This window comes from Mesorhizobium sp. B2-1-3 (assembly GCF_006442495.1).
GTDB lineage: Bacteria > Pseudomonadota > Alphaproteobacteria > Rhizobiales > Rhizobiaceae > Mesorhizobium.
In genome coordinates, this window is sequence record NZ_VFWL01000011.1 from 1 (window position 1) to 22642 (window position 22642).

The 22642-nt window shown below is 63.2% G+C and carries 19 protein-coding genes and 1 pseudogene; 16 read left to right on the forward strand and 4 right to left on the reverse strand.

Annotation, left to right across the window (positions count from 1 at the left end; all coding sequences use genetic code 11):
• Nucleotides 1–249 precede the first annotated feature (249 nt).
• Nucleotides 250–1032 carry a 30S ribosomal protein S2 gene (gene rpsB, locus FJ973_RS18730; RefSeq protein ID WP_140498708.1) on the forward strand — a complete coding sequence of 261 codons (783 nt, stop codon included), beginning with the start codon at nucleotides 250–252 and terminating at the stop codon, nucleotides 1030–1032.
• A 107-nt stretch (nucleotides 1033–1139) separates the two neighbouring features.
• Nucleotides 1140–2060 carry a translation elongation factor Ts gene (tsf, locus tag FJ973_RS18735; protein WP_140498706.1) on the forward strand — a complete coding sequence of 307 codons (921 nt, stop codon included), beginning with the start codon at nucleotides 1140–1142 and terminating at the stop codon, nucleotides 2058–2060.
• A 27-nt stretch (nucleotides 2061–2087) separates the two neighbouring features.
• Here the strand turns inward: tsf and FJ973_RS18740 are convergent.
• Nucleotides 2088–3013 (reverse strand): annotated as a pseudogene (locus FJ973_RS18740) (LysR family transcriptional regulator).
• A gap of 113 nt (nucleotides 3014–3126) precedes the next feature.
• Between FJ973_RS18740 and FJ973_RS18745 the strand changes: the two are divergent.
• The 13 genes from FJ973_RS18745 (at nucleotide 3127) to lpxB (ending at nucleotide 16244) form a co-directional block, all read left to right on the forward strand.
• Complete coding sequence (locus FJ973_RS18745) at nucleotides 3127–3654, forward strand: nuclear transport factor 2 family protein (protein WP_140557144.1); 528 nt, start codon at nucleotides 3127–3129, stop codon at nucleotides 3652–3654.
• Nucleotides 3655–3683: 29 nt separating this feature from the next.
• On the forward strand, nucleotides 3684–4793 hold the full coding sequence (locus tag FJ973_RS18750; RefSeq protein WP_140557146.1) for an aldo/keto reductase: 1110 nt from the start codon (nucleotides 3684–3686) through the stop codon (nucleotides 4791–4793).
• 147 nt (nucleotides 4794–4940) lie between these two features.
• Nucleotides 4941–5663, forward strand: a complete 723-nt coding sequence (pyrH, locus tag FJ973_RS18755) for a UMP kinase (RefSeq protein ID WP_140498986.1) — start codon at nucleotides 4941–4943, stop codon at nucleotides 5661–5663.
• Nucleotides 5664–5774: 111 nt separating this feature from the next.
• Entirely contained in the window at nucleotides 5775–6329 is a 555-nt protein-coding gene (gene frr / locus FJ973_RS18760; protein WP_140498698.1) for a ribosome recycling factor, read from the forward strand.
• Between the two features lie 33 nt (nucleotides 6330–6362).
• Nucleotides 6363–7097: an isoprenyl transferase gene (locus FJ973_RS18765; protein WP_140557148.1), complete on the forward strand. Its 735-nt coding sequence runs from the start codon at nucleotides 6363–6365 to the stop codon at nucleotides 7095–7097.
• Nucleotides 7094–7909 (forward strand): phosphatidate cytidylyltransferase, encoded by an 816-nt coding sequence (locus FJ973_RS18770; RefSeq protein ID WP_140557150.1) that lies wholly within the window; start codon nucleotides 7094–7096, stop codon nucleotides 7907–7909. Before FJ973_RS18765 ends, FJ973_RS18770 begins: the two co-directional genes overlap by 4 nt.
• Nucleotides 7910–8009: 100 nt before the next feature.
• On the forward strand, nucleotides 8010–9152 hold the full coding sequence (rseP, locus tag FJ973_RS18775; protein ID WP_140557152.1) for an RIP metalloprotease RseP: 1143 nt from the start codon (nucleotides 8010–8012) through the stop codon (nucleotides 9150–9152).
• A 217-nt stretch (nucleotides 9153–9369) separates the two neighbouring features.
• Nucleotides 9370–11748 (forward strand): outer membrane protein assembly factor BamA, encoded by a 2379-nt coding sequence (bamA, locus tag FJ973_RS18780; protein ID WP_140557154.1) that lies wholly within the window; start codon nucleotides 9370–9372, stop codon nucleotides 11746–11748.
• Nucleotides 11749–11824: 76 nt separating this feature from the next.
• The gene (lpxD, locus tag FJ973_RS18785; RefSeq protein ID WP_140525234.1) at nucleotides 11825–12883 is read left to right on the forward strand and encodes a UDP-3-O-(3-hydroxymyristoyl)glucosamine N-acyltransferase; all 1059 of its coding nucleotides are present in this window, start codon (nucleotides 11825–11827) and stop codon (nucleotides 12881–12883) included.
• Nucleotides 12876–13340, forward strand: coding sequence for a 3-hydroxyacyl-ACP dehydratase FabZ (gene fabZ, locus FJ973_RS18790; protein ID WP_140498686.1), 465 nt, complete (start codon nucleotides 12876–12878; stop codon nucleotides 13338–13340). Before lpxD ends, fabZ begins: the two co-directional genes overlap by 8 nt.
• 13 nt (nucleotides 13341–13353) lie before the next feature.
• Complete coding sequence (gene lpxA, locus FJ973_RS18795) at nucleotides 13354–14187, forward strand: acyl-ACP--UDP-N-acetylglucosamine O-acyltransferase (protein WP_140498684.1); 834 nt, start codon at nucleotides 13354–13356, stop codon at nucleotides 14185–14187.
• Complete coding sequence (locus FJ973_RS18800; protein WP_140557156.1) at nucleotides 14159–15073, forward strand: LpxI family protein; 915 nt, start codon at nucleotides 14159–14161, stop codon at nucleotides 15071–15073. The genes lpxA and FJ973_RS18800 overlap by 29 nt, the downstream gene beginning before the upstream one ends.
• Nucleotides 15066–16244: a lipid-A-disaccharide synthase gene (gene lpxB / locus FJ973_RS18805; RefSeq protein WP_140557157.1), complete on the forward strand. Its 1179-nt coding sequence runs from the start codon at nucleotides 15066–15068 to the stop codon at nucleotides 16242–16244. The genes FJ973_RS18800 and lpxB overlap by 8 nt, the downstream gene beginning before the upstream one ends.
• Nucleotides 16245–16335: 91 nt before the next feature.
• On the opposite strand, the gene gltA is transcribed toward lpxB, so the two are convergent.
• Nucleotides 16336–17664: a citrate synthase gene (gltA, locus tag FJ973_RS18810; protein WP_140498678.1), complete on the reverse strand. Its 1329-nt coding sequence runs from the start codon at nucleotides 17662–17664 to the stop codon at nucleotides 16336–16338.
• Between the two features lie 182 nt (nucleotides 17665–17846).
• On the reverse strand, nucleotides 17847–19271 hold the full coding sequence (gltX, locus tag FJ973_RS18815) for a glutamate--tRNA ligase (protein ID WP_140557159.1): 1425 nt from the start codon (nucleotides 19269–19271) through the stop codon (nucleotides 17847–17849).
• 103 nt (nucleotides 19272–19374) lie between these two features.
• Here gltX and FJ973_RS18820 point away from each other — a divergent pair, with 103 nt between their 5' ends.
• Nucleotides 19375–21825: a ComEC/Rec2 family competence protein gene (locus FJ973_RS18820; protein ID WP_140557161.1), complete on the forward strand. Its 2451-nt coding sequence runs from the start codon at nucleotides 19375–19377 to the stop codon at nucleotides 21823–21825.
• Here the strand turns inward: FJ973_RS18820 and lexA are convergent.
• On the reverse strand, nucleotides 21819–22562 hold the full coding sequence (lexA, locus tag FJ973_RS18825) for a transcriptional repressor LexA (protein ID WP_140498674.1): 744 nt from the start codon (nucleotides 22560–22562) through the stop codon (nucleotides 21819–21821). The two genes, FJ973_RS18820 and lexA, sit on opposite strands and share 7 nt — an antisense overlap.
• Nucleotides 22563–22642: the final 80 nt, after the last annotated feature.

Consider the following 22642-nt stretch of genomic DNA (forward strand, 5'->3'; position numbering starts at 1 on the left):
CCCAGCCTCCATCCGCTGGCGATAAAACCGGACAACTCACGTGCTACCTAATCCGGACAACTCATCTGCTTACGACACAATGCGTCGTTGCGCTTGCGTTTGGAGCACTTCCCCTCTATATGCGCGCTCATTCCACACACGGACTTTGGTGTCTGCCCGGGAGAAATCCGGCTGAAACCTCCGGTGGCATCGAGGACTTCGTCCGAAAATGCCTGTGTCCGTGGAGGCTAACCGGAAAGGAAAATGAGAATGGCTCTGCCTGATTTCAGCATGCGCCAGCTTTTGGAAGCTGGCATTCACTTCGGCCACCAGACCCACCGCTGGAACCCGAAGATGGCGCCCTATATCTACGGCGCCCGCAACAACATCCACATCATCGACCTCAGCCAAACGGTGCCGTTGCTGCACCAGGCGCTGAAGCAGGTTTCCGACACCGTCGCCAAGGGCGGCCGCGTGCTGTTCGTCGGCACCAAGCGCCAGGCGTCCGACATCGTCGCCGATGCCGCGCAGCGTTCGGCCCAGTACTATGTCAATTCGCGTTGGCTGGGCGGCATGCTGACCAACTGGAAGACGATCTCGAACTCGATCCAGCGCCTGCGCAAGCTCGACGAGATGCTGGCCGGCGAGGCGCAAGGGTTGACCAAGAAGGAGCGTCTCAATCTCGACCGCGAGCGCGAGAAGCTCGACAAGGCTCTCGGCGGCATCAAGGACATGGGCTCGACGCCCGACCTGATGTTCGTGATCGACACCAACAAGGAAGCGATCGCCATCCTCGAGGCCAAGCGCCTTGGCATTCCGGTCGTCGCCATCATCGATTCGAACTGCGATCCGGACAAGATCGACTTCCCGATCCCCGGCAATGACGACGCCGCGCGCGCCATCCAGCTCTATTGCGACCTCATCGCGAAGGCTGCCATCGACGGCATCGCCCGCCAGCAGGGCGCGCTGGGTGTCGACATCGGCGCTTCGGTGGAAGCTCCGGTCGAGCCGGTGCTCGGCGAAACTCCGGCGGCGGAAACTCCGGAAGCGTGATAGCGAGGGCCGGTCACGGCCTTCATCTTTCTAATATTTTGACGCGTTAAACGGACGCACCGTCGAGATTCGATGGTGCGTCGGCGCATTTGAACAAAGAGGCGACAATGAGCATTTCGGCTGCACAGGTCAAAGAACTCCGCGACTTGACCGGCGCGGGCATGATGGACTGCAAGGCGGCGTTAAACGAGACCAACGGCAACATGGAAGAAGCCGTCGACTGGCTGCGCAAGAAGGGTATCTCCAAGGCCGACAAGAAGGCAGGCCGCACCGCGGCCGAGGGCCTGATCGGCGTCGATTCCGGCGTGCGCGAGGCCGCGGTCGTCGAGGTCAATTCCGAGACCGACTTCGTCGCCCGCAACGCCGCCTTCCAGGAGATCGTCGCCAACGTCGCCAAGGTGGCACTGGCCTATGGCACGAGCGAGGCCGTGGCTGCCGCGAAGTACCCGGGTTCGGACAAGTCGGTCACCGACACCATCAAGGACGCCGTCGGTACCATCGGCGAGAACATGGGCTTCCGCCGTTCGGCCAAGCTCACCGTTCCGCACGGCGCCGTCGCGACCTATGTTCACAACGCGGTTGCCGACGGCCTTGGCAAGCTCGGCGTCCTGGTCGCTATCGAGACCACGGGCAACGAGCACGCGGCCAATGCATTCGCCCGCCAGGTCGCCATGCATGTCGCCGCCACCAACCCGATGGCACTGACCACCGAGGAACTCGATCCCGCGGCAGTCGAGCGCGAGAAGGCGATCTTCGCCGACCAGGCACGCCAGTCCGGCAAGCCGGAGGCGATCATCGAGAAGATGGTCGAGGGCCGCCTGCGCAAGTTCTACGAGGAAGTCGTGCTTCTGAAGCAGGCCTTCGTGCTCAATCCCGACATCACCGTCGAGAAGGCGCTGAAGGATGCCGAGAAAGAGATCGGCGCTCCGGCCAAGATCTCGGCCTATCTGCGTTTCGCGCTCGGCGAAGGCATCGAGAAGGAAGCGACCGATTTCGCGGCGGAAGTCGCGGCGGCGGTCAAGAAATAGCCCGAAGAACAAGTAAGGCTAAACGGCTCAGGCAACTCGGCCGGGTGTCCGCATGGATGCCCGGCCGATTTCTTGTGCGGTGTCGATGAAGGCCCTCAGCTTCGGCGCCATCGATGCCCGGCGCGGAAAATAAAGGAAAAGGCCAGGCTCCTCGATTGCGGTCTTTGGCAGGATCTGGACGAGGCGTCCGGCGGCAAGATCGGCGCGCACCAGCGGCTCGAACACGTAGGCGAGCCCGACCCCTGCAAGTGCAAGATCGATCGCCGCCAGCGAATCGGTCACGACGGCCGTGCCACGCGTCTCGACCACGCCCTCCTTGCCATTGTCGTTCAGGTCCCAGCGATAGAACGCGCCAGAGCGGACAAGCCTGTAGCCTATGCAATTATGGTTCGCGAGGTCGGCCACGTCGCAGGGACGGCCGTGCTTTCCGATATAGTCCGGCGAGGCGACGAGCACGGCCTTGAAGGGCTGCGTCAGCCGTATGGCGGTCATGTCCTGCGCGATCATCTCGCCCAGCCTAATGCCGGCGTCAAAACCTTCCCCGACAATATCGACCAGGGCTTGGTCGGCGAAGACCTCGACCGTCACATCCGGATAGCGTTCGGCCATGGCCGCGATCACGGCGTCACCGCCAAAGGGATCGCGATGTTGGACGCATTGATCCTGAGCAGGCCGGAGGGCCGCCCCTTGACGCCGCGGATGCGGTCCATCCGCTCCGCGACGTCCTGGAGGGCAGGGCCCGTTGTCTCCACCAGTGCCTTGCCGGCTTCGGTCAGCGAGACGCTACGTGTCGTGCGCGCAAACAGCGGCTGGCCGATGCGCTCTTCCACCAGCCGCACAGCATGGCTGACCGCCGACGGGCTCATGCCGAGCTCGGCCGCGGCAAGCGCGAAGCCGCCGCGTCGCGCCACGGCAACGATGACGGGCAGGTGGGTGAGCAGGTCCCGGTCCATTCATGAATGATATCCCATAGTCTTTGCGAACAATGCAATCTTATCGATGGCGGAGCATTGATCCACATTGTCCTCGGTACATCGGCGGCGGGCTGACTTCCAGGAGACGAACCATGAGTGCTTTGAGACATATGACCCTCGCTGCAGGATTGGCGCTGGCGCCGATCGATGCCGGCGGAGCCGAACCGGCGGAGTGGCAGGCGCTTGCCGACGAGCGCGCGGTCATCCGCATCGCCGATGCCATCGACCGCGCCGTCGATGCACAGGACTGGAAACTTGCCCGCAGCTATTTCGCGGATCGGGTTACCGCGGATTTCAGCAGCCTGTCCGGACAGCCGGCGGCCAACATTGCCTCCGATGAGCTGATCGGCGCCTGGGCCGGCAACCTCAAGGGCAGCAAGACCAGCCTGCATCTGCGCACCAATCACCAAGTCGTTCTCGAAGCGGACACGGCGACCGTCCTGTCGAACGGCTATGCCTGGAACCGGATGGAAGGCAATGGCGAGCCGCTTTGGGAAGTATGGGGCACATATGAGCACCACCTGACCCGCTCCGGCGCGGGTTGGAAGGTCGACGGCTTCACCTTCCGCGTGACCCATGAGCGCGGCAATCCCTGGGTCAAGACGACACCCGGCCAATAACCCAACATCAAACTCGATCGGAGAATATCATGACCATGAACTACTACACGCTTGGCAACAGCGGCTTGCGCGTCAGCCGGTTGGCGCTGGGCACCATGACCTTCGGCACCGAATTGGGCTGGGGCACTGACAGGGATACAGCCCACGCAATCTTCGACGAATATGTCGAGGCGGGCGGCAATTTCTTCGACACGGCCGATCTCTATACCGGCGGCACCGCCGAGACTTGGCTCGGCGAATTCGTCGCCGAGCGCGGATTGCGCGACAAGGCGGTGATCGCCACTAAATTCACCTTCAATTCAGAACCGGGCAATCCGAACGCCGGCGGCAATGGCCGCAAGAACATAATGCGCGCCGTGGACGCCTCTCTGAAGCGGCTCGGAACCGACTATATCGACCTCTATCTCATGCATGTGTGGGACAGGCTGACGCCGGCCGAGGAGGTGCTGCGCACGCTGGACGACCTGGTGCGCGCGGGCAAGGTGCGCCACGTCGGCCTTTCCGATGTGCCGGCCTGGTATGCGGGGCGGGCGCAGGCGATCGCAGAATTGCGCTGCTATGAGCCGATCTCGGCCCTGCAGCTCGAATATTCGCTGGCCGAACGCTCGATCGAGCATGAGTTCGTGCCTTTCGCCACGCATCATGGCGCCGGCGTCATGGTTTGGAGCCCGCTGGCCAGCGGCTTGCTCAGCGGCAAATATCGCCCGACGCAAGCCGGCAATGCCGGCCGGCTCGACGGTTTCCGCAACACCACGCATCCGAGCTTCCGGAAATTCAGCGACCGCAATTGGGCGATCGTGGCCGAGCTCGAAAAGGTGGCCGCCGAACTCGGCCGCAGCATGGCCCAGGTGGCACTCAACTGGGTGGCGACGCAGCCCGGCGTCGCAACCGCCATCCTGGGCGCGACCAAGCTCGCGCAACTGCAGGACAACCTCGCGGCGCTGGATTTTTCGATTGCCCCCGAACTCCGCAAGCGGCTGGATTCGGTGAGCAGCATGCCGGCGCCGTTCCCGCATTCCTATTTCGGGCCCGAGATCCAGGTCAGGGTGGCCGGCGGTGTCGTGACCGGCGACAAGCCCTCCGGCTATTCGCCGCAGGTTCTGGTGGAAGGCGAGGCGGTCAGCATCAGCAGCAACTGATCGAAAAAGCCTGGGATTTTGCGCAAGGGCGCGGCGTGACATCGCCGCGCCCTTCGTGTATCGGGTCGAACCATCATGCCAGCGCCGCCAGGCGAAGCGGGGCAGTTTCGCCTCCTGATTTGCCGCGCCGAGATTTTCGAGGACCAGATGACGGTGAAGCCCCTCTACCGACGTGTCTTGCTGAAAGCGTCTGGTGAAGCGTTGATGGGCGAACAGCATTTCGGCATCGACGTCTCGGTCGTCGACCGCATCGCCGGCGACATCGCCGAAGCCCGCGCGCTCGGCATCGAGGTTGGCGTCGTCATCGGCGGCGGCAATATCTTTCGCGGTGTGGCGGTTGCCTCCAAGGGTGGCGACCGCGTCACCGGCGACCATATGGGTATGCTCGCCACCGTCATCAATTCGCTGGCGCTGCGCACCTCGCTGAACAAGATCGGCGTCGATGCGGTGGTTCTTTCCGCGATCGCCATGCCTGAGCTTTGCGAGAGCTTTTCGCAGCGCCAGGCAACCGCCTACATGAACCAGGGCAAGGTGGTGATCTTTGCCGGCGGCACCGGCAATCCGTTCTTCACCACTGATTCGGCCGCGGCACTTCGCGCCGCTGAAATCGGCGCCGACGCGCTGTTCAAGGGCACACAGGTCGACGGCGTCTATTCTGCCGACCCGAAGAAGGACCCGAACGCGACGCGTTTCGAGCGCATCAGCCATGCCGAAGTGATAAATCGCGGCCTTTCCATCATGGATACGGCAGCGATTGCACTTGCGCGCGAAAACAACATTCCGATAATCGTCTATTCGATCCACGAAAAAGGTGGTTTCGGCGATATTCTAAGGGGCGGCGGCCGCTGCACGGTCGTCGCGGACGATTGATCCGGGGCCTGATCGCGGAAAAAGGCGAAAACCGGTTTCGAAATCAGGCTCGAACACGGGGCCTTGCCCCGAAAGCAGTGAACCCGCGTCAGACGGGTCGAGGAGACTAAGATGAGTGGTGAGTACGACGATCTCAAGCGGCGCATGGATGGGGCAATCGCCGCGTTCAAGCATGACCTGGCTTCGCTGCGGACCGGTCGCGCTTCCAGCAACCTGCTCGACGCTATCCAGGTGCAGGCCTATGGCACCAGCATGCCGATCAACCAAGTGGCCAATGTCACGGTGCCTGAGCCGCGCATGATTTCGGTGTCGGTCTGGGACAAGTCGATGGTGGGCGCGGTCGATCGCGCCATCCGCGAATCCAATCTGGGCTTCAATCCTATCGTGGACGGCACCAATCTCAGGATTCCGCTTCCGGAACTCAACGAGCAGCGCCGCAAGGAACTCGTCAAGATCTCGCATGGCTACGCCGAGAACGCCCGTGTCGCAGCGCGCCATGTGCGCCGCGACGGCATGGACTTCCTGAAGAAGGCGGAGAAGGACGGCGTTATCAGCGAGGACGATCAGCGCAAGCGCTCCGACCAGGTCCAGAAGCTTACCGACGAAACGATCAGCACCATCGACCACCTGCTTTCCGACAAGGAAGCTGAAATCATGCAGGTTTAGGGTCTGGCCGGCGGCTGGCCCGAAAGCGAGATCATGGCAACGCCCGCGCATGTCGCGATCATCATGGATGGAAACGGACGCTGGGCCAAGGCGCGCGGCATGCCGCGGCTCGCCGGCCATCGCGCGGGCGTAGAAGCACTGCGCAAGACGGTGCGCGCCGCGCCCGATCTCGGCATTTCCTATCTGACTGTCTATGCCTTCTCTTCGGAAAACTGGTCGCGGCCGAAATCCGAAGTCAGCGACCTGATGGGTCTGTTGAAGCTGTTCATCCGCCGCGATCTCGCCGAACTGCACCGCAGCGGCGTGCGCGTGAGGATCATCGGTGACAGGGCTGGGCTGCAGCCCGATATCAGGCTCCTGCTGGACGAAGCCGAAGCGCTGACCTCGGCCAACGAGGCGCTGACGCTGATCATCGCCTTCAACTACGGCGGACGCGACGAGATCGTGCGCACGGCGCGCAAGCTTGCCTCGGCCGTCGCGCGCGGCGAGCTCGACAGCGAGGCGATCACCGCCGAATCCTTTGCCGGCTGCCTCGACACACAAGGCATTCCCGATCCCGAACTGGTCATACGCACCAGCGGTGAGCTTCGCCTTTCCAACTTTCTTCTGTGGCAGGCTGCCTATAGCGAGCTTGTTTTCCTGCCCTGCTATTGGCCCGATTTCAGCCGAGAGCATCTCGCCGAGGCCTTGCGCGAGTTCGCCGGGCGCGAACGCCGTTTTGGCGGGCTGGATCCGCAAGATATCGCTTCGCGGCCGGCCGCGGGATGAGCAATCTTCAGCTTCGCGTTCTTTCGGCGGTCGTGCTTGCCATCGCGACGCTTGGCCTGACCTGGCTCGGCGGCCTGCCGTTCCGGCTGCTTTCAGCCGCGATTTCGGCGGTGATCTTCTACGAATGGACGCGCATGTCCCGCCCCTCCGGGACGACCAGGCTGGGTTTTTTGCCGGAAGCGCTGCTGCTGGTGTTCCTCGGTGCCATGATCGCCGGCCTACCAGCCTTGTGGCTGCTGCTTCTGGTGGCTGCACTGGTCGCCGTCACGGCCATCGCCGCCCAACTGCGCGGGGCCGGGCAGTGGGATGCCTCCGGCCTTGCCTATGCAGCCGTCTCGGGTCTTTCCCTTGCGCTTCTGCGTGACGGCGACCATTCCGGCCTCGTCGCCATCCTGTTCCTGTTCGCGGTGGTCTGGGCGACCGACATCTTTGCCTATTTCGTCGGCCGGGCCGTCGGTGGCCCGAGGCTGGCGCCGTCCATCTCTCCCGGCAAGACGCGAAGTGGCGCGCTCGGCGGCGCCGTGGGCGGGGTCGTTGCGGGGCTCATCCTGGCCGTCGCCGCCGGTGCGGGCAACCTGCCAATGCTCGGTCTCGTCGCGCTCGCGCTTTCAATCGTCTCCCAGGCTGGCGACCTCCTGGAATCCTGGGTCAAGCGCCGCCACGGCCGCAAGGATTCGGGCGCGCTCATTCCGGGCCATGGCGGCGTCATGGACCGCGTCGACGGGCTTGTCGCGGCGGCTTTCGCCCTATACGTCATCGGCTGGATTTCGGCGGGCGCCGATCAGCCGGCACAGGGGCTGTTTCCCATTTGAGCGGCATCGTTCCACGATCGATGCGGGCGCGCCTTGGATTCGCCTGGATTGATGTCACAGTCGCGGCGCAACGGTGTCGCGGAAGAACTGAGGATTTGAGTTGAACGAGATTCTTCACGCGATCTTCGGCATGGAAGGCTTCCTTCTCGGCACGCTCGTGCCCTTCCTGTTCGTGCTGACCGTGGTCGTGTTCGTCCACGAGATGGGCCACTATCTCGTTGGCCGCTGGTGCGGCATCGGCGTCAGGGCCTTTTCGATCGGTTTCGGCCCGGAACTCTTCGGCTTCAACGACAGGCACGGCACGCGCTGGAAGCTCTGCGCCATACCGCTTGGCGGCTATGTCAAATTCGTCGGCGACATGAACGCCACCTCCAGCCAGCCGTCGACGGAAGAGATCGAAACGCTGACCGACGAGGAACGCAAGGTCGCCTTTCACACCCAGCCGATCTGGAAGCGGGCGGCGACGGTGGTGGCCGGGCCGCTGTTCAATTTCCTGCTGACGATCGTCGTCTTTTCGGTGCTGTTTTCAGCCTATGGCCGCTATGTCGCGGAACCCATGGTGGCCGAGGTGACCGCCGGCAGCCCGGCGGCGAAAGCCGGCATCCTGCCCGGCGACCGATTCGTCAGCGTCGACGGCAGCAAGATCGAAACCTTCGGTGACGTCCAACGCCTGGTTTCGGGCCGGGCCGGCGACAGCATCACCTTCGTCATGCTGCGCGACGGCAAGGAAGTGACCGTGACCGCCACGCCGCAGCTGATGGAGCAGCAGGACGCGCTCGGCAACAAGGTCAAGGTGGCCGTGATCGGCGTCGTCAACAACCAGGAACTCGGCCAGCCCAGGCTGATCACCTACAGCCCCGCCGGCGCGTTGGCCGCGGCGGTGGAGGAAACCGGGCACGTCATCCAGCGCACCGGCCAGTTCCTGCAGCGCTTCGTCGTTGGGCGCGAGGACAAGTGCCAGCTCGGCGGCCCTGTGAAGATCGCGGACATGGCCGGCAAGGCGGCGAAGCTCGGCTTCGAATGGCTCGTGCAGCTCGTTGCGCTTCTGTCCGTGGGCATCGGCATCCTCAATCTTTTGCCGATTCCCCCCCTCGACGGCGGCCATCTCCTGTTCTACGGCGTGGAGGCCGTCATCTGCCGGCCGGTGTCGGAACGGATGATGGAAATGGCCTATCGGGCCGGTCTGCTTCTGGTTTTGGGCTTCATGGGTTTCGTATTCTGGAACGATCTGTTTGGATGCTGAAATCATGAAGAAATTTGGCTTCGGCATGGTCGATGTTGAGACGCCGTTTACCATGCACGGGGATATGAGTGACGCGAAAGCCACGCACCAGGGTTAAGTAAATACAAATTAACCAGAAGCCTTGCGTGTAGGGAAAATCCGGTTAATACGGTACGAGAAATTACCGCACGTCCGGTTTTCTCGCCGTGGGGACTACGAGAAAAGGTTATTAAGCCCGATGAAGGCAGCATCCAAGTTTTTGAGCGCCGCTTCCGCGGCAGCCCTGTCCGCGGCTTTGGTCGTGCCAGGTGCGCTCGCAGTGCAGTTCGTTGCCACATCGGCGGCCGAAGCCGCTGTCGTCAGCAGGGTGGAGGTGAGCGGCAACCAACGTGTCGACGCCGATACCATCCGCAATTACATCACCATCAAGCCGGGCAAATCCTTCTCCAGCTCCGACATCGACAGCGCGGTCAAGGCGCTGTTCGGAACCGGGTTGTTCTCGGATGTGCAGATCAATCAGGTCGGTTCGACGTTGGTGGTCAAGGTTTCCGAGTACCAGGTCGTCAACCAGGTGCTGTTCCAGGGCAACAAGAAGCTCAAGGACAACGCGCTTGCGGCTGCCGTGCAGTTGAAGCCGCGCGGCACGTTCTCGCAGGCGGCGCTCGACGCCGATGTAGAGTCGGTCAAGGCCGCCTACAGACGTATCGGCCGTGACGATGCCGCCGTGACCACCGAGGTCATGCAGCTCGGCGACAACCGCGTGAACGTGGTCTTCCATGTCAATGAAGGTGATCGCACGCAGATCGCGGCGATCAATTTCGTCGGCAACAGCGCTTATTCGAGCCGCCGCCTGTCAGATGTGATCACGACCAAGCGCTCGTCCTGGGTTTCGTTCATCCTGCGCGACGACGTCTATGACGACGACAAGCTGCGCGCCGACCAGGAGCTGCTGCGGCGCTTCTACTACAATCACGGCTATGCCGACTTCCAGGTCGTGTCCGCCGTCGGTGAGCTCGACAACGCGACCAACAAGTACACGGTCACCATCACCGTGCAGGAAGGCGAGCGTTATACGTTCGGCGACATCAGCGTCGAAAGCACGATTCCGGAAGTCGACTCGAAGGCGCTGGAATCGGTGGTCGAGACCCACAAGGGCGACGTCTACAACGCCAAGGACGTCGAGGACACCATCATTGCCCTGACCGAGAAGGTGGCCGGCTCCGGCTACGCCTTCGCGCAGGTCACGCCGCGTGGCGACCGCAATTTCGAGAATCATACGATTTCGGTGGTCTACACCATCGACCAGGGCACCAAGGCCTATGTCGAGCGCATCGAGATCCGCGGCAATGACCGCACGCGCGACTATGTCATCCGCCGCGAGTTCGACGTCAGCGAAGGCGACGCGTTCAACCAGGTGCTGATCCAGCGCGCGAAGAAGCGGCTGGAAGATCTCAATTACTTTGACAAAGTCGAGGTTTCGACGGTCCCCGGGTCGGCGCCGGACCAGGTCGTGCTGGTGGTCGACGTGGTCGAAAAGTCGACCGGTGAGTTCTCGGTCGGCGCCGGCTATTCGACCGGTGGCGATACCGCCGGTCCGTCCGTCGAAGGATCGATCACCGAGCGCAACTTCCTCGGCCGCGGCCAGTTCATCAAGGTGTCGGCGGGTGGCGGCAAGAACTCGCGCGATTACAGCCTTTCGTTCACCGAGCCCTATTTCCTCGGGCGCCGTATCGCCGCCGGCTTCGATATCTACAAGCGGACCAGGGAATACGACGACTACGACAGCGATACGTTGGGCGCGACGGTGCGCTTCGGCCTGCCGATCACCGACAGCATCTCGACCCAGCTGGCGTATAATATTTCCCGGGAGAAGTATGAGCTGGATGACAGTTGCGACGACAACGGGGACGGTGTTCCCGACTCAGGCTGTGATGTTTCCGAGGCTATCTTGGATGGCATCGATCAAAGCCCGTGGATCAAGTCGTCGGTCAGCTTGGGACTGGTCTACAACACCATCGACGACATGAAGAACCCGCATGAGGGTATCTATGCCACCACAACCGTGGAAGTGGCAGGTCTCGGTGGCGATGCAAAGTTCGTAAAGGTGACGGGACGCGGCAGCGTCTATCAGACGCTGTCCGAGCAGTTCGATCTTGTCGGCCTCCTTTCGGGCGGTGCCGGCCATGTCGAAGGCTACGGAAACGACGGCGATCTGCGCATTTTCGATCATTTCCAGAGCACCGACCGCATGATCCGCGGTTTCGCCTATGGCGGCATCGGCCCGATTGCTTCCGGCACCAGCGGCGATCATCTCGGCGGCACCACCTATTTCAACGCCTCGGCGGAAGCGCAGTTTCCGCTGCCGGTCGTTCCGGAGAGCTTCGGCTTGCGCGGCGCGGTCTTTGCGGATGCCGCCACGCTCTACGGCAGCAAGATCGACGACCAGAGCTTGGTCGATCAATCGTCCACTGGCATGCAATGGCGCGCCTCGGTCGGTGTCGGCCTGATGTGGGCTTCGCCGTTCGGCCCGATCCGTATCGACTATGCGATCCCGGTCAAGAAAGAAGCAAGGGACGACGTGCAGGAATTCAACTTCGGCATATCGACCCGCTTCTGACCGGCGGATGACGATGCTCCCGGATCGTTGAGGTCCGGGAGAAAATGTTCCGATCTAGCTGGATATAGCTTCTGGAATGACCGATCCGGTGTTCTTCGCGCCATCACGCCGGTATACGGCGGGCGAAGTCGCGAATCTGACCGGCTCGGTGCTTGTCGATTCCGGCCAGTCCGGCGTTTTCATCGACGCGCTGGCGCCGGCCAACGAAGGCGGCGAGAATGCACTCGTTTTCGTCGATGGCAAACGCAATTCCTCGCTGATGCCGTCGCTGCGGGCGGCTGCGGTGCTGTGTCCTGCGGAGTTCGCCGGCAAGGCGCCTGCCGCCATCGCCGTCCTTGTGCATCCCCGTCCGCAACAGGCATTCGCGCTGGTCGGACGACTGCTGTTTCCGACAGCGGCGACCCCGGGGCCGATGACCGGTGAAACCGGTATCTCGCCGCATGCCCATATCGATCCGAGCGCACATGTCGAGGAAGGTGCCGTCGTCGAAGCCGGCGCGGTGATCGGTCCTGCGGTGTCCATAGGCGCCGGCACCGTCATCGCGCCTCACGCCGTCGTCGGCCGTTCCTGCCAGATCGGGCGTGACGGCTATATCGGCCCGGGCGCCAGCGTCCAGTATGCCTTGATCGGCAACCGCGTCATCATCCATGGCGGCGCCCGGATCGGCCAGGACGGCTTTGGCTTCGTTGCCGGCGCCAAGGGGCCGGAACGTGTTCCGCAGATCGGCCGCGTCATCATCCAGGACGACGTCGAGATCGGTTCCAATTCCACGGTCGACCGCGGCGCCATGTCCGACACGATCATCGGCCAGGGCACCAAGATCGACAATCTCGTGCAGATCGCGCATAACGTCCGCATCGGTCGCAACTGCATCGTGGCCGGACTTTCGGGTATCTCCGGTTCCGTCGTGGTGGGGGACAATGTCACCATGGGCGGCGGCGTCGGGCTTGCGGATCACCTGACGATCGGGTCGGGAGCGAAGCTTGCCGCGAGAAGCGGATTCATGAGCAATGTGCCCGCGGGCGAGATCTGGGGCGGCTATCCGGCACAGCCGATGGCGGAAGCCATGCGCGAGATAGCCATGCTGCGCAAGCTCGCCAGGACCCGCAAACAGGGCGAGGGGAGCAATGGCTGACATCACCGGGACGACGCTGGAAGCAGTCGACATATTGGGGCTGATGAAGCTCCTGCCGCATCGCTATCCGTTCCTGATGATCGACCGCATCGTCGACATTGATGGCGACGAATCCGCCACCGGCATCAAGAACGTGACCATAAACGAGCCGCATTTTCAGGGGCACTTCCCCGAGCAGCCGGTCATGCCGGGCGTGCTCATCGTCGAGGCGATGGCACAGACTGCCGGGGCCATCTGCATCCGCAGTCTTCGCACTGAAAAGCCGTCGCTGGTCTATTTCCTGACCATCGACAACGCCAAGTTCCGCAAACCGGTCGTTCCCGGCGATCAGTTGAAGATCCATGTCAAGAAAATCAAGAAACGCGGCAACCTGCTTAAATTCGCCTGTGAAGCCCTGGTCGACGGCAACAAGGCCGCCGAGGCCGAGATCTCAGCCATGATGGTCACCGGTGACTGACAATCGAATGCTTATGAAAATCAAGACATCCATCCATCCTTCCTCCGTCGTGGAGGAAGGCGCACAAATCGGCCAAGGCGTCCGCATAGGACCGCTCTGTTATGTCGGCGCAGATGCCGTGATTGGCGACGGCGTCGAACTGGTCAGCCATGTCTCGGTGATAGGCGCGACGACGATCGGCGCGTCGACCAAGGTCTATCCGATGGCGATACTGGGCGGGCCGCCGCAGAACACCAAGCACAAGGGCGGCCGCACCACGCTCGTCATCGGCGAGAACTGCACGATCCGCGAAGGCGTCACCATGCATGTCGGCACCGATACCAGCCGCGGCGAAACGACGGTCGGCGACAATGGCAATTTTCTCGCCTACGCCCACATCGCCCATGACTGCGTCGTCGGCAAGAACGCCACCTTCGCCAACGGCGCGACGCTGGGCGGACACTGCGAAATCGGCGACAACGTCTATATCGGCGGTCTCAGCGCCGTTCATCAATTCGTGCGGGTAGGCGACAACGCTTTTCTTGGCGGGTGCTCGGCTTTTGTGGGTGATGTCATTCCCTATGCCATGGCGGCGGGAAATCGGGCCAGCCTGCGCGGCCTCAACATCATCGGGCTCAAGCGCTCCGGTCTGCCAAGATCCGAGATCTATCTGCTGCGCAGGGTCTATAAGACAATATTCGACCGCTCGCGCACCGTTGGCGAGAACATCGAATTCGCCAAGGCGGAATTCGCCACGTCACCGACCGCCATGAAGATCATCGATTTCATCTCCAGTCGCGGCAAGCGGCACTATGCTGTGCCATCGCTCAAGGGGAGCGATGGCGATGACGGCGATGACGAAGACTGAGGCGGCGGCAGCGGATTTCGTTCTCTCGCCGGGGGCCAGGGTCGGCATCATCGCCGGTGGCGGCAGCCTGCCGGTGGAAGTCGCTCAAGGCCTGGCCGCGCATGGCTACCCGCCCTTTATCCTCTTGATGGAAGGCGAGGCCGATCGCCGGCAGGAGTTGCTGCGATACGAGCACGGCAGCCTTGCCCTCGAGCAGATCGGTTCACTGGTGGCGACGCTGAAGCGCCACGGCATCACTCATGTGATCCTTGCCGGCGAAATCAGACGCCGGCCCCGGCTGACCGACATCCGCCTGAGCCTTGGCTTGCTGGCGATCGTGCCATCGGTGATCATGGCGCTGGCGCGCGGCGATGATGGACTTTTGAAGGTGGTGACACGCGGCCTGGAGAAGCGGGGCATCAAAGTGGTCGGCGCGCATGAGGTCGTTCCCGAACTGGCCGCCGGCGAAGGCACGCTGACCGCGGCGAAACCAAAGCAATCGGACTGGCGCGACATCGAGGCGGCGAGGCTGGCCGCCAAGGCCATCGGCGCGCTTGATATCGGGCAGGCGGCGATTGCGATCGGAGGCCGGGCCATCGCGCTGGAAGGCATCGAAGGCACGAGCGGCCTGCTCGAAAGAGCGCGCGCGCTGCGCGGCCATGGCAGGCTTGCCGGAAAGACCCGCGGAGTGCTGGTCAAATGCGCCAAACCCGGCCAGGAGCTGCGGGCCGACCTGCCGTCGATAGGGCCGCAGACGGTGGAAGCAGCCCATGCGGCGGGGCTTGCCGGAATTGCCGTCGAGGCGGGGCGCTCTCTCATCCTGGAGGGGCCGGCGACGCTGTCGCGGGCGAATGCGCTCGGCCTGTTCATCGTCGGCCTGCCAGCAGGGGAGCCGGCGCATGGCTGACAAGGCGCTGAAGATCGCAATCGTGGCCGGCGAGGAATCCGGCGACCTGCTTGGCGCCGACATCGTGCGTTCGATCAAGCAGTCGACGGGCCGCGAGGTGCAGCTCGTCGGTCTCGGCGGCCGCCATCTGCAGGCGCTCGGGCTGGTCTCGCCGTTCGACGCCGGCGAGATCGCGCTCATGGGCTTCAGCGCCATTCTGCGAGACCTGCCGCGGCTGATGCGGCGGATCGGCCAACTGGCCAGGATGGTCGCGGATGAGAAACCCGACTGCCTCATCACCATCGACAGCCCCGACTTTTCGCTGCGCGTGGCCAGGAAAGTGCGCGCGGCCAACCCCACCATCCCGATCATCCACTATGTCTGTCCCAGCGTCTGGGCATGGCGGCCGGGCAGGGCGGTGGCGATGAAGCCCTATGTCGACCACATCCTCTGCATCCTGCCGTTCGAGGTGAAGGAGCTCGGCAGGCTCGGCGGACCGCCAGGGACCTATGTCGGACATCGCCTCACCCATGACGCGGGCGTGCTCTCGGCAGCCAGGACGCAGGCCCAACCGCGGGATCTTTCGCCGGATCGCCTGAAGACGCTGCTCGTCCTGCCCGGCTCGCGACGCAGCGAAGTGCGGCGGCTGCTCGAGCCATTTGGGGAGACCGTGTCGATGCTGCGGGCACGCGGGCATCGCCTGCGGCTGATGTTGCCGACCGTGCCGCATGTCGCCGATGTCGTGCGCTCGGCGGTCGCTCGCTGGGACGAGAAGCCCGAGATCATCCTCGACCCTGAGCGAAAGTGGCAGGCCTTCGGCAAGGCTGACGCGGCGCTGATCGCGTCCGGCACGGTTTCGCTTGAACTGGCGCTGTCCGATGTGCCGATGATCTCCTGCTACCGGCTTGACCCTGTTGCGCGCATCGTGGCGCCATATCTCGTTTCGGTCTGGTCGGCGCTGCTACCCAATCTGATATCGGATCGGGCGCTGATCCCGGAATTCTACAACGAGTATGTCAAGCCGAACAATCTGGCCCGCCAACTCGAAGCGCTGTTCGCCGACACAGGCATGCGCAGATGGCAGAAGGACGGGTTCGCCGAGATCGCGCGGCGCATGACAACCGCCAAGCCGTCAGGCGACATCGCCGCGCAAGTGGTGATGGGGTATATCAAGAGAGTGAGTAGTGAGTAGTGAGTAGTGAGTAGTGAGTAGTGAGTAGTGAGTAGGATTACCGCTCTTTCCCTACTGACTACTGACTACTCACTTATTCACTTCTTCCTTTTTACCGCTTCGCGATCGGCACATAGTCTCGCTCCGGCGCGCCGGTGTAGAGCTGGCGGGGGCGGCCGATCTTCTGGCGCGGATCCTCAATCATCTCCTTCCACTGCGCGATCCAGCCGACGGTGCGGGCGACGGCGAACAGCACGGTGAACATGGTGGTGGGGAAGCCCAGCGCCTTCAGCGTGATGCCGGAATAGAAGTCGACATTGGGGTAGAGCTTCTTCTCGATGAAATAGGGATCGGTGAGTGCGATCTTCTCCAGTTCCATGGCGATGTCGAGCAGCGGATCGTCCTTGATGCCGAGTTCGCCCAGCACCTCATGCGCGGTCTTCTGCATGATCTTGGCGCGCGGATCGTAGTTCTTGTAGACGCGGTGGCCAAAGCCCATCAGCCGGAACGGATCGTCCTTGTCCTTGGCGCGGGCGATGAATTCCGGAATGTGATCGACATGGCCGATCTCGCCCAGCATGTTCAGCGCCGCTTCGTTGGCGCCGCCATGCGCCGGGCCCCACAGGCAGGCGATGCCGGCGGCGATGCAGGCGAACGGATTGGCGCCAGACGAGCCGGCGAGCCGCACGGTAGAGGTCGAAGCGTTCTGCTCGTGGTCGGCGTGCAGGATGAAGATGCGCTCCATGGCGCGCGCCAGGACCGGATTGATTTTGTATTCCTCGCACGGCACGGCAAAGCACATGTGTAGGAAGTTGGCGGCGAAATTCAGTTCGTTCTTCGGGTAAATGAAGGGCTGGCCGATATGGTATTTGTAGGCCATGGCCGCGATCGTCGGCATCTTGGCGATCAACCGCATCGACGCCACCATGCGCTGGTAAGGATCCGAGATGTCGGTGGAGTCGTGATAGAAGGCCGACAGCGCGCCGACCACGCCGCACATCACCGCCATCGGATGCGCGTCGCGGCGGAAGCCGGTGAAGAAGCGCGACATCTGCTCATGCACCATGGTGTGGCGCGTCACGCGGTAGTCGAAATCGTCCTTCTGCGCCTTGGTCGGCAGTTCGCCGTAGAGCAGGAGATAGCAGACTTCGAGGAAGTCGCCATGTTCGGCCAACTGATCGATCGGATATCCGCGATGCAGGAGAATGCCGGCGTCGCCATCGATGAACGTGATCTCGGACTCGCAGCTTGCCGTCGAAGTGAAGCCGGGATCGTAGGTAAAGGCGCCGGTGGTGCTGTACAGCGTGGCGATGTCGATGACGTCAGGCCCGACCGAACCACTTCGCACCTTGAATTCGTGCGTCTTGCCGGCGAATTCCAGCTTTGCCGTGGCTTCCTGGGTCTTGCCGCCCAGTTCCCGTCTTGTCGCAGCTTCGGTCATTGCAAACTCCTTCTTGTTTCCTCATGCCGGCAAAGGCAAATTCTGCAAAGCGACACGTCGAAGTCACCGAATGCGCGTATTCGCGACCGCATTTTAGGAAGTGCGTGCCAGATTGGGCCAAGGCTCAATGTTGCACTGCGAAACGCGCCTTTCAATGCCAATCTTCTTGGGCCAGATTGCTCCTAATCGATTTGATCCGCGATGCGCGCCAGGCTCTCCTCGCGACCAAGCACGGCTAGAACGTCGAAGACGCCGGGCGAGGTGCTCTTGCCGGTCAAGGCGGCGCGCAAGGGCTGGGCGACGGCGCCGAGCTTGTAGCCGCCGGCCGTCGCATAGTCGCGGATCGCGGCTTCAGTCGAGGCCGCCGTCCAGTCGCCTGAAACCGCCTCGAGGGCGTCGTGAGCGCCACGCAGGACCTTGCGCGCATCGTCATTGAGCAGCAGGGCTGCCTTCTCGTCGATCGGCAGTGGCCGCGCGGCAAACAGGAAGGCGGCGCCATCGACAAGCTCGACCAGCGTCTTGGCGCGCTCCTTCAGCCCCGGCAACGCTGCCAGCAACTGTGCCCTGTTCCGGTCGTCGAGGCGTGCGGCCATTGCCGGGCCGCCCTCGAGATAGGGCAAGGTGGCGATGAAGATGTCGAACAGCTCGGCATCGCCCATGCGGCGCATGTGGACGCCGTTTAGCGCCTCCAGCTTGGCGAAATCGAAGCGGGCGGCGCCCTTGTTCACATCGCCGATATCGAACCAGGCGATCATGTCCTGGATCGACATGATCTCGTCGTCGCCGTGGCTCCAGCCGAGCCGAGCCAGATAGTTCAACAGCGCTTCGGGCAGGTAGCCCATGGCGCGGTAGGCCTCCACGCCCAGCGCGCCGTGCCGCTTCGACAGCTTGGCGCCGTCGGCGCCGTGGATCAGCGGTATGTGCGACATTGAAGGCACATCCCAGCCCATGGCGTTGTAGATCACGGTCTGGCGGGCGGCATTGGTCAGGTGGTCGTCGCCACGGATGATGTGGGTGACGCCCATGTCGTGGTCGTCAACGACGACGGCATGCATGTAGGTCGGATTGCCGTCCGAGCGCAGGATGATGAAGTCGTCCAGATCCTTGTTGGGAAAGCGCACGTCGCCCTGGACACGGTCATGCACCACCGTCTCGCCTTTGGTCGGCGCCTTGATGCGGATCGCGCCCTTGACGCCAGGAGGCGCCTGCGAAGGGTCGCGGTCACGCCAGCTTCCGTCATAGCGCGGCGGCAGGCCCTTGACCCGCGCCGCGTCGCGCATTGCCTCAAGCTCGGCAGGGGTCTCGTAGCTGTAGTAAGCCTTGCCCATGCGCACCAGCTCCTCGGCCACCTCGCGATGGCGCGGCGCGCGCTCGAACTGCGAGACGGCGTCGCCGTCCCAGGTGAGGCCGAGCCAAGTCAGTCCTTCGAGAATGGCTGCTGTCGCCGCATCGGTGGAGCGCTCGCGGTCGGTGTCCTCGATGCGCAGCAGCATCGTACCGCCGGTGTGCTTGGCGTAGAGCCAGTTGAAGAGCGCCGTACGCGCGCCGCCGATGTGCAGGTAGCCGGTGGGCGAGGGGGCAAAACGGGTGACAACCTTGTCGGACATACAACTCTCGGGAAACGTCTGGAGCGGGGTGCGGATCACACGCACTTTCGCGTGTCGCGCGTTCATGTAGCATAGGGTGTCGAGGGCGCAAGGGGCAGACCCGATGGCTGGAGCGGGCCGGGGCGCGGAGGAAGGCGAGGACGTCGTTGCCGGCGTCAGCGAACGCTCTCTTTTTGCCATGCCCGCGCCCGCCTCATTGCCGCTGGCGTTGCCGCCCCTACAGCAGCCGGGCAAGTCGCCGCCGGCGGATGTTTCCACGCCGCCCGGCATTCCCGCAGCCGGCGCGGCCGTGCGTCTGCGCCGTGAGTTCGGCCGTGCTTCATGGCCTCGTCTGCGCAACGGCGTGGCCAGAGCGTCCGAGCTCGAACTCGATCGGGGCATAGGCTTCCTGCTCGTCCCGGTGTTCCTGGCATGCGGATCGATTGCGTATTTTTCGTTGGCGGCGGAGCCGGGCTTTGCCAAGCCTGTCGCGGTCGCGATCCTGATGTCGCTGTGCGCGCTCGTTTCACGCTCATGGCCGAAAACGCATCTGTGCTTCATGGCGGCGCTGTTGTGCGCGCTCGGCATGCTCGCCGGCAAAGTCGAGACGTGGCGGGCGGGAACGCGGATGCTGGGCTCGGAGATCTCCACGCAAATCACCGGCCGCGTCGTTTCGGTCGACCAGATGGAGACCGGCCGCATCCGGCTGACCATCGATGTGACATCGACCGCGCGGCCGAAACTACGCTACGCGCCCGAGCGCGTTCGCCTTTCGGCACGCAAGGTGCCGGCTGAAGTGACGGCCGGTTCGCTCGTGACCGGCTATGCCAGGCTGTTGCCGCCGACCGGACCGGTGCGGCCGGACAGCTACGACTTTTCCTTCGACAGCTACTTCGCCGGCATAGGCGCCAGCGGCTTCTTTCTCGGCAACCCCAAAATCGTCTCAGCCGATGACAGGCCGCTGTGGGCCGCCCTTTCAGCCGCCATCGAGAGTGCTCGCGAAAGCATTGCCGACCATATCAGGGGCAGCATCGGCGGTGCCGAGGGCGAGATCGCCGCGGCGCTGATCGTGGGTGTGCGCGCCGGGATTCCCGACGAGATCAATGAAGCGATGCGACGCACCGGCATCTACCACATCATCTCAATTTCCGGGCTGCACATGGCGCTGGTCGCCGGCACGGTCATGGGTCTGCTGCGTGGCGGCTTCGCGCTGTTCCCGAATTTTTCCTCCCGCCGGCCGGTCAAGAAATACGCGGCCGCGGCGGCACTTTTCTCGATCGCCGCCTACCTCGTCATTTCGGGCGTCGTTGTCGCCGCCGAACGCAGCTTCATCACGCTGGCGGTGATGCTGATCGCCGTTCTGTTCGATCGGGCGGCACTCACCATGCGCAATCTGGCTATTTCGGCGATCGCCGTCATCGTGGTGTCGCCGCACGAGGTGGTAGGGCCGAGCTTCCAGATGTCGTTCGCCGCCACCGCGGCCCTGGTCGGCGCCTATGCCGGCTGGTCGGATCGCAAAGCCGACAAAGCGCGGACCCCGCCGCCGCAACGGACCTTGCCTGGCCTCCTGACGCGAAAATTGCTGCTGGCGACAGGTGGGCTGGCGATGACCTCGATTATCGCGGGAAGCGCCACGGCGCTTTTCGCCATCTGGCATTTCCAGCGCGTGTCGCCGCTCAGCCTGTTCGCCAATCTTGCCGTCATGCCGATCGTTTCGGTCGTGATGTTCCTTGCGGTTGCCAGTGCGCTGCTGATGCCGTTCGGGTTCGATGGACCATCCCTTTATCTGATGGGCAAGGGACTGACCGCGATGATCGCCATATCAGGATGGATCTCGCAACGCTCGCCGGTCGACGCGGTCGGGTTGATTTCGCAGCAATCCGTCCTTCTGGTGGCGATCGCCCTGGTCATCGCGACGATGGCCACGACATGGCTGCGGCTGGCGGCACTTCCCTTCGCGCTCGCCGGCCTGTTGACCGTCTCGGACACGCGCACGCCGGACGTGCTGATTTCGGAGGATGCCCGCCTGGTGGCACTGCCGATCGGCGGCGGTGAGCTCGCGATCAACCGGGCGCGCCCGAACGAATTCACCGTCGATAATTGGAAACGCGCGCTGAAGTCCGAAACCATCGTTGCGCCGGAACTGTTCGACAGCGGAGACCGACAGTTCGACATCTTCGATTCCGCGCAACTTCCGGCGGGAGCGCCTTTCTATTGCTTCACAGGCCTGTGCATGGCCCGGCATCCCTCGGGGGCGATCATCGCGCAGGTGGAGGATCGCAAGGACGCCTGGAGGGCCTGCTCCTATGCGGATCTGATCGTCATCAACGACCCCGCGGGCTACGATCCCTGCCACAATCCGCTGGTTCTCGTCATCACCAAGCGGCAGCTCGCTCGTAAGGGAAGTGCCGCCGTCTTCTTCGACCAGCAATCGGCGACGGCACCGGCACGGGTCAGCTTTGCCGTCGACGGGCCATATCGGCCTTGGCACGAACAGCGGAAATTCTCACGCGAGGCAAGGGGACTGCCGCCTTACCGTAAACCCGAAAAGCCCACCGCCGACCCCGCTCAGTAGCGCCTGATCAGGCCGACCAGCTTGCCTTGCACCTTGACCCTGTCCGGTCCGAAAATACGTGTTTCATAGGCCGGATTGGCAGCCTCGAGCGCAATCGAAGCACCCTTTCGGCGGAAGCGCTTCAGCGTTGCTTCCTCCTCGTCCACCAGGGCCACGATGATCTCGCCGGGACTTGCGGTGTCGGCATTGCGGATGATGACCGTGTCGCCGTCGAAAATGCCGGCCTCGATCATCGAATCGCCCTTGACCTCCAGCGCATAGTGTTCGCCGCCCATGATCATGTCAGGCGGCACTGAAATGGAATGCGTCTGATGCTGGATGGCGTCGATCGGCACACCCGCTGCGATGCGACCCATGACCGGGATCGACACCGCTGAAACCGCATCGTCGTCATTGCCGGCAGCGGGCAGACGCGAAGACGTCGCCGGCTTGATCTGCCGGCTAGGGCTGCTGCCCTGTCCGAGGCTGCCCTGGATGACGCTCGGGGAGAACTTCTTTGCCGCGTTAAGACCCGGCGCGATCGAGTCCGGCAGGCGCAGCACCTCCAGCGCGCGCGCCCGGTTGGGCAGGCGGCGAATGAAGCCGCGCTCCTCCAACGCCGTGATCAGCCGATGAATTCCCGACTTGGAGGCGAGGTCCAGCGCTTCCTTCATCTCGTCGAAGGACGGCGGAATGCCGCTTTCCTTCAGCCGTTCATGGATGAACATCAAGAGTTCATGTTGCTTGCGCGTGAGCATGGCGGCCCCCAAAGGCATTGCACGAAGGGTCTGGAACCAGAATCAGAAAACAAACCCAGAACAAACACTATCTGTTCCAG

Excerpts from the sequence above, each read along its gene's own strand:
- gltX (WP_140557159.1), bottom strand. The coding sequence starts at position 19,271 with ATGTCCGACAAGGTTGTCACCCGTTTTGCCCCCTCGCCCACCGGCTAC.
- FJ973_RS18765 (WP_140557148.1), top strand. The coding sequence starts at position 6,363 with ATGGCAACGCCCGCGCATGTCGCGATCATCATGGATGGAAACGGACGC.
- pyrH (WP_140498986.1), top strand. The coding sequence starts at position 4,941 with ATGACGGTGAAGCCCCTCTACCGACGTGTCTTGCTGAAAGCGTCTGGT.
- FJ973_RS18745 (WP_140557144.1), top strand. The coding sequence starts at position 3,127 with ATGAGTGCTTTGAGACATATGACCCTCGCTGCAGGATTGGCGCTGGCG.
- bamA (WP_140557154.1), top strand. The coding sequence starts at position 9,370 with ATGAAGGCAGCATCCAAGTTTTTGAGCGCCGCTTCCGCGGCAGCCCTG.
- lpxA (WP_140498684.1), top strand. The coding sequence starts at position 13,354 with ATGAAAATCAAGACATCCATCCATCCTTCCTCCGTCGTGGAGGAAGGC.
- FJ973_RS18820 (WP_140557161.1), top strand. The coding sequence starts at position 19,375 with ATGGCTGGAGCGGGCCGGGGCGCGGAGGAAGGCGAGGACGTCGTTGCC.
- gltA (WP_140498678.1), bottom strand. The coding sequence starts at position 17,664 with ATGACCGAAGCTGCGACAAGACGGGAACTGGGCGGCAAGACCCAGGAA.
- FJ973_RS18750 (WP_140557146.1), top strand. The coding sequence starts at position 3,684 with ATGACCATGAACTACTACACGCTTGGCAACAGCGGCTTGCGCGTCAGC.
- rpsB (WP_140498708.1), top strand. The coding sequence starts at position 250 with ATGGCTCTGCCTGATTTCAGCATGCGCCAGCTTTTGGAAGCTGGCATT.
- FJ973_RS18770 (WP_140557150.1), top strand. The coding sequence starts at position 7,094 with ATGAGCAATCTTCAGCTTCGCGTTCTTTCGGCGGTCGTGCTTGCCATC.
- FJ973_RS18800 (WP_140557156.1), top strand. The coding sequence starts at position 14,159 with ATGGCGATGACGGCGATGACGAAGACTGAGGCGGCGGCAGCGGATTTC.
- lpxD (WP_140525234.1), top strand. The coding sequence starts at position 11,825 with ATGACCGATCCGGTGTTCTTCGCGCCATCACGCCGGTATACGGCGGGC.
- fabZ (WP_140498686.1), top strand. The coding sequence starts at position 12,876 with ATGGCTGACATCACCGGGACGACGCTGGAAGCAGTCGACATATTGGGG.
- tsf (WP_140498706.1), top strand. The coding sequence starts at position 1,140 with ATGAGCATTTCGGCTGCACAGGTCAAAGAACTCCGCGACTTGACCGGC.
- lexA (WP_140498674.1), bottom strand. The coding sequence starts at position 22,562 with ATGCTCACGCGCAAGCAACATGAACTCTTGATGTTCATCCATGAACGG.
- frr (WP_140498698.1), top strand. The coding sequence starts at position 5,775 with ATGAGTGGTGAGTACGACGATCTCAAGCGGCGCATGGATGGGGCAATC.
- lpxB (WP_140557157.1), top strand. The coding sequence starts at position 15,066 with ATGGCTGACAAGGCGCTGAAGATCGCAATCGTGGCCGGCGAGGAATCC.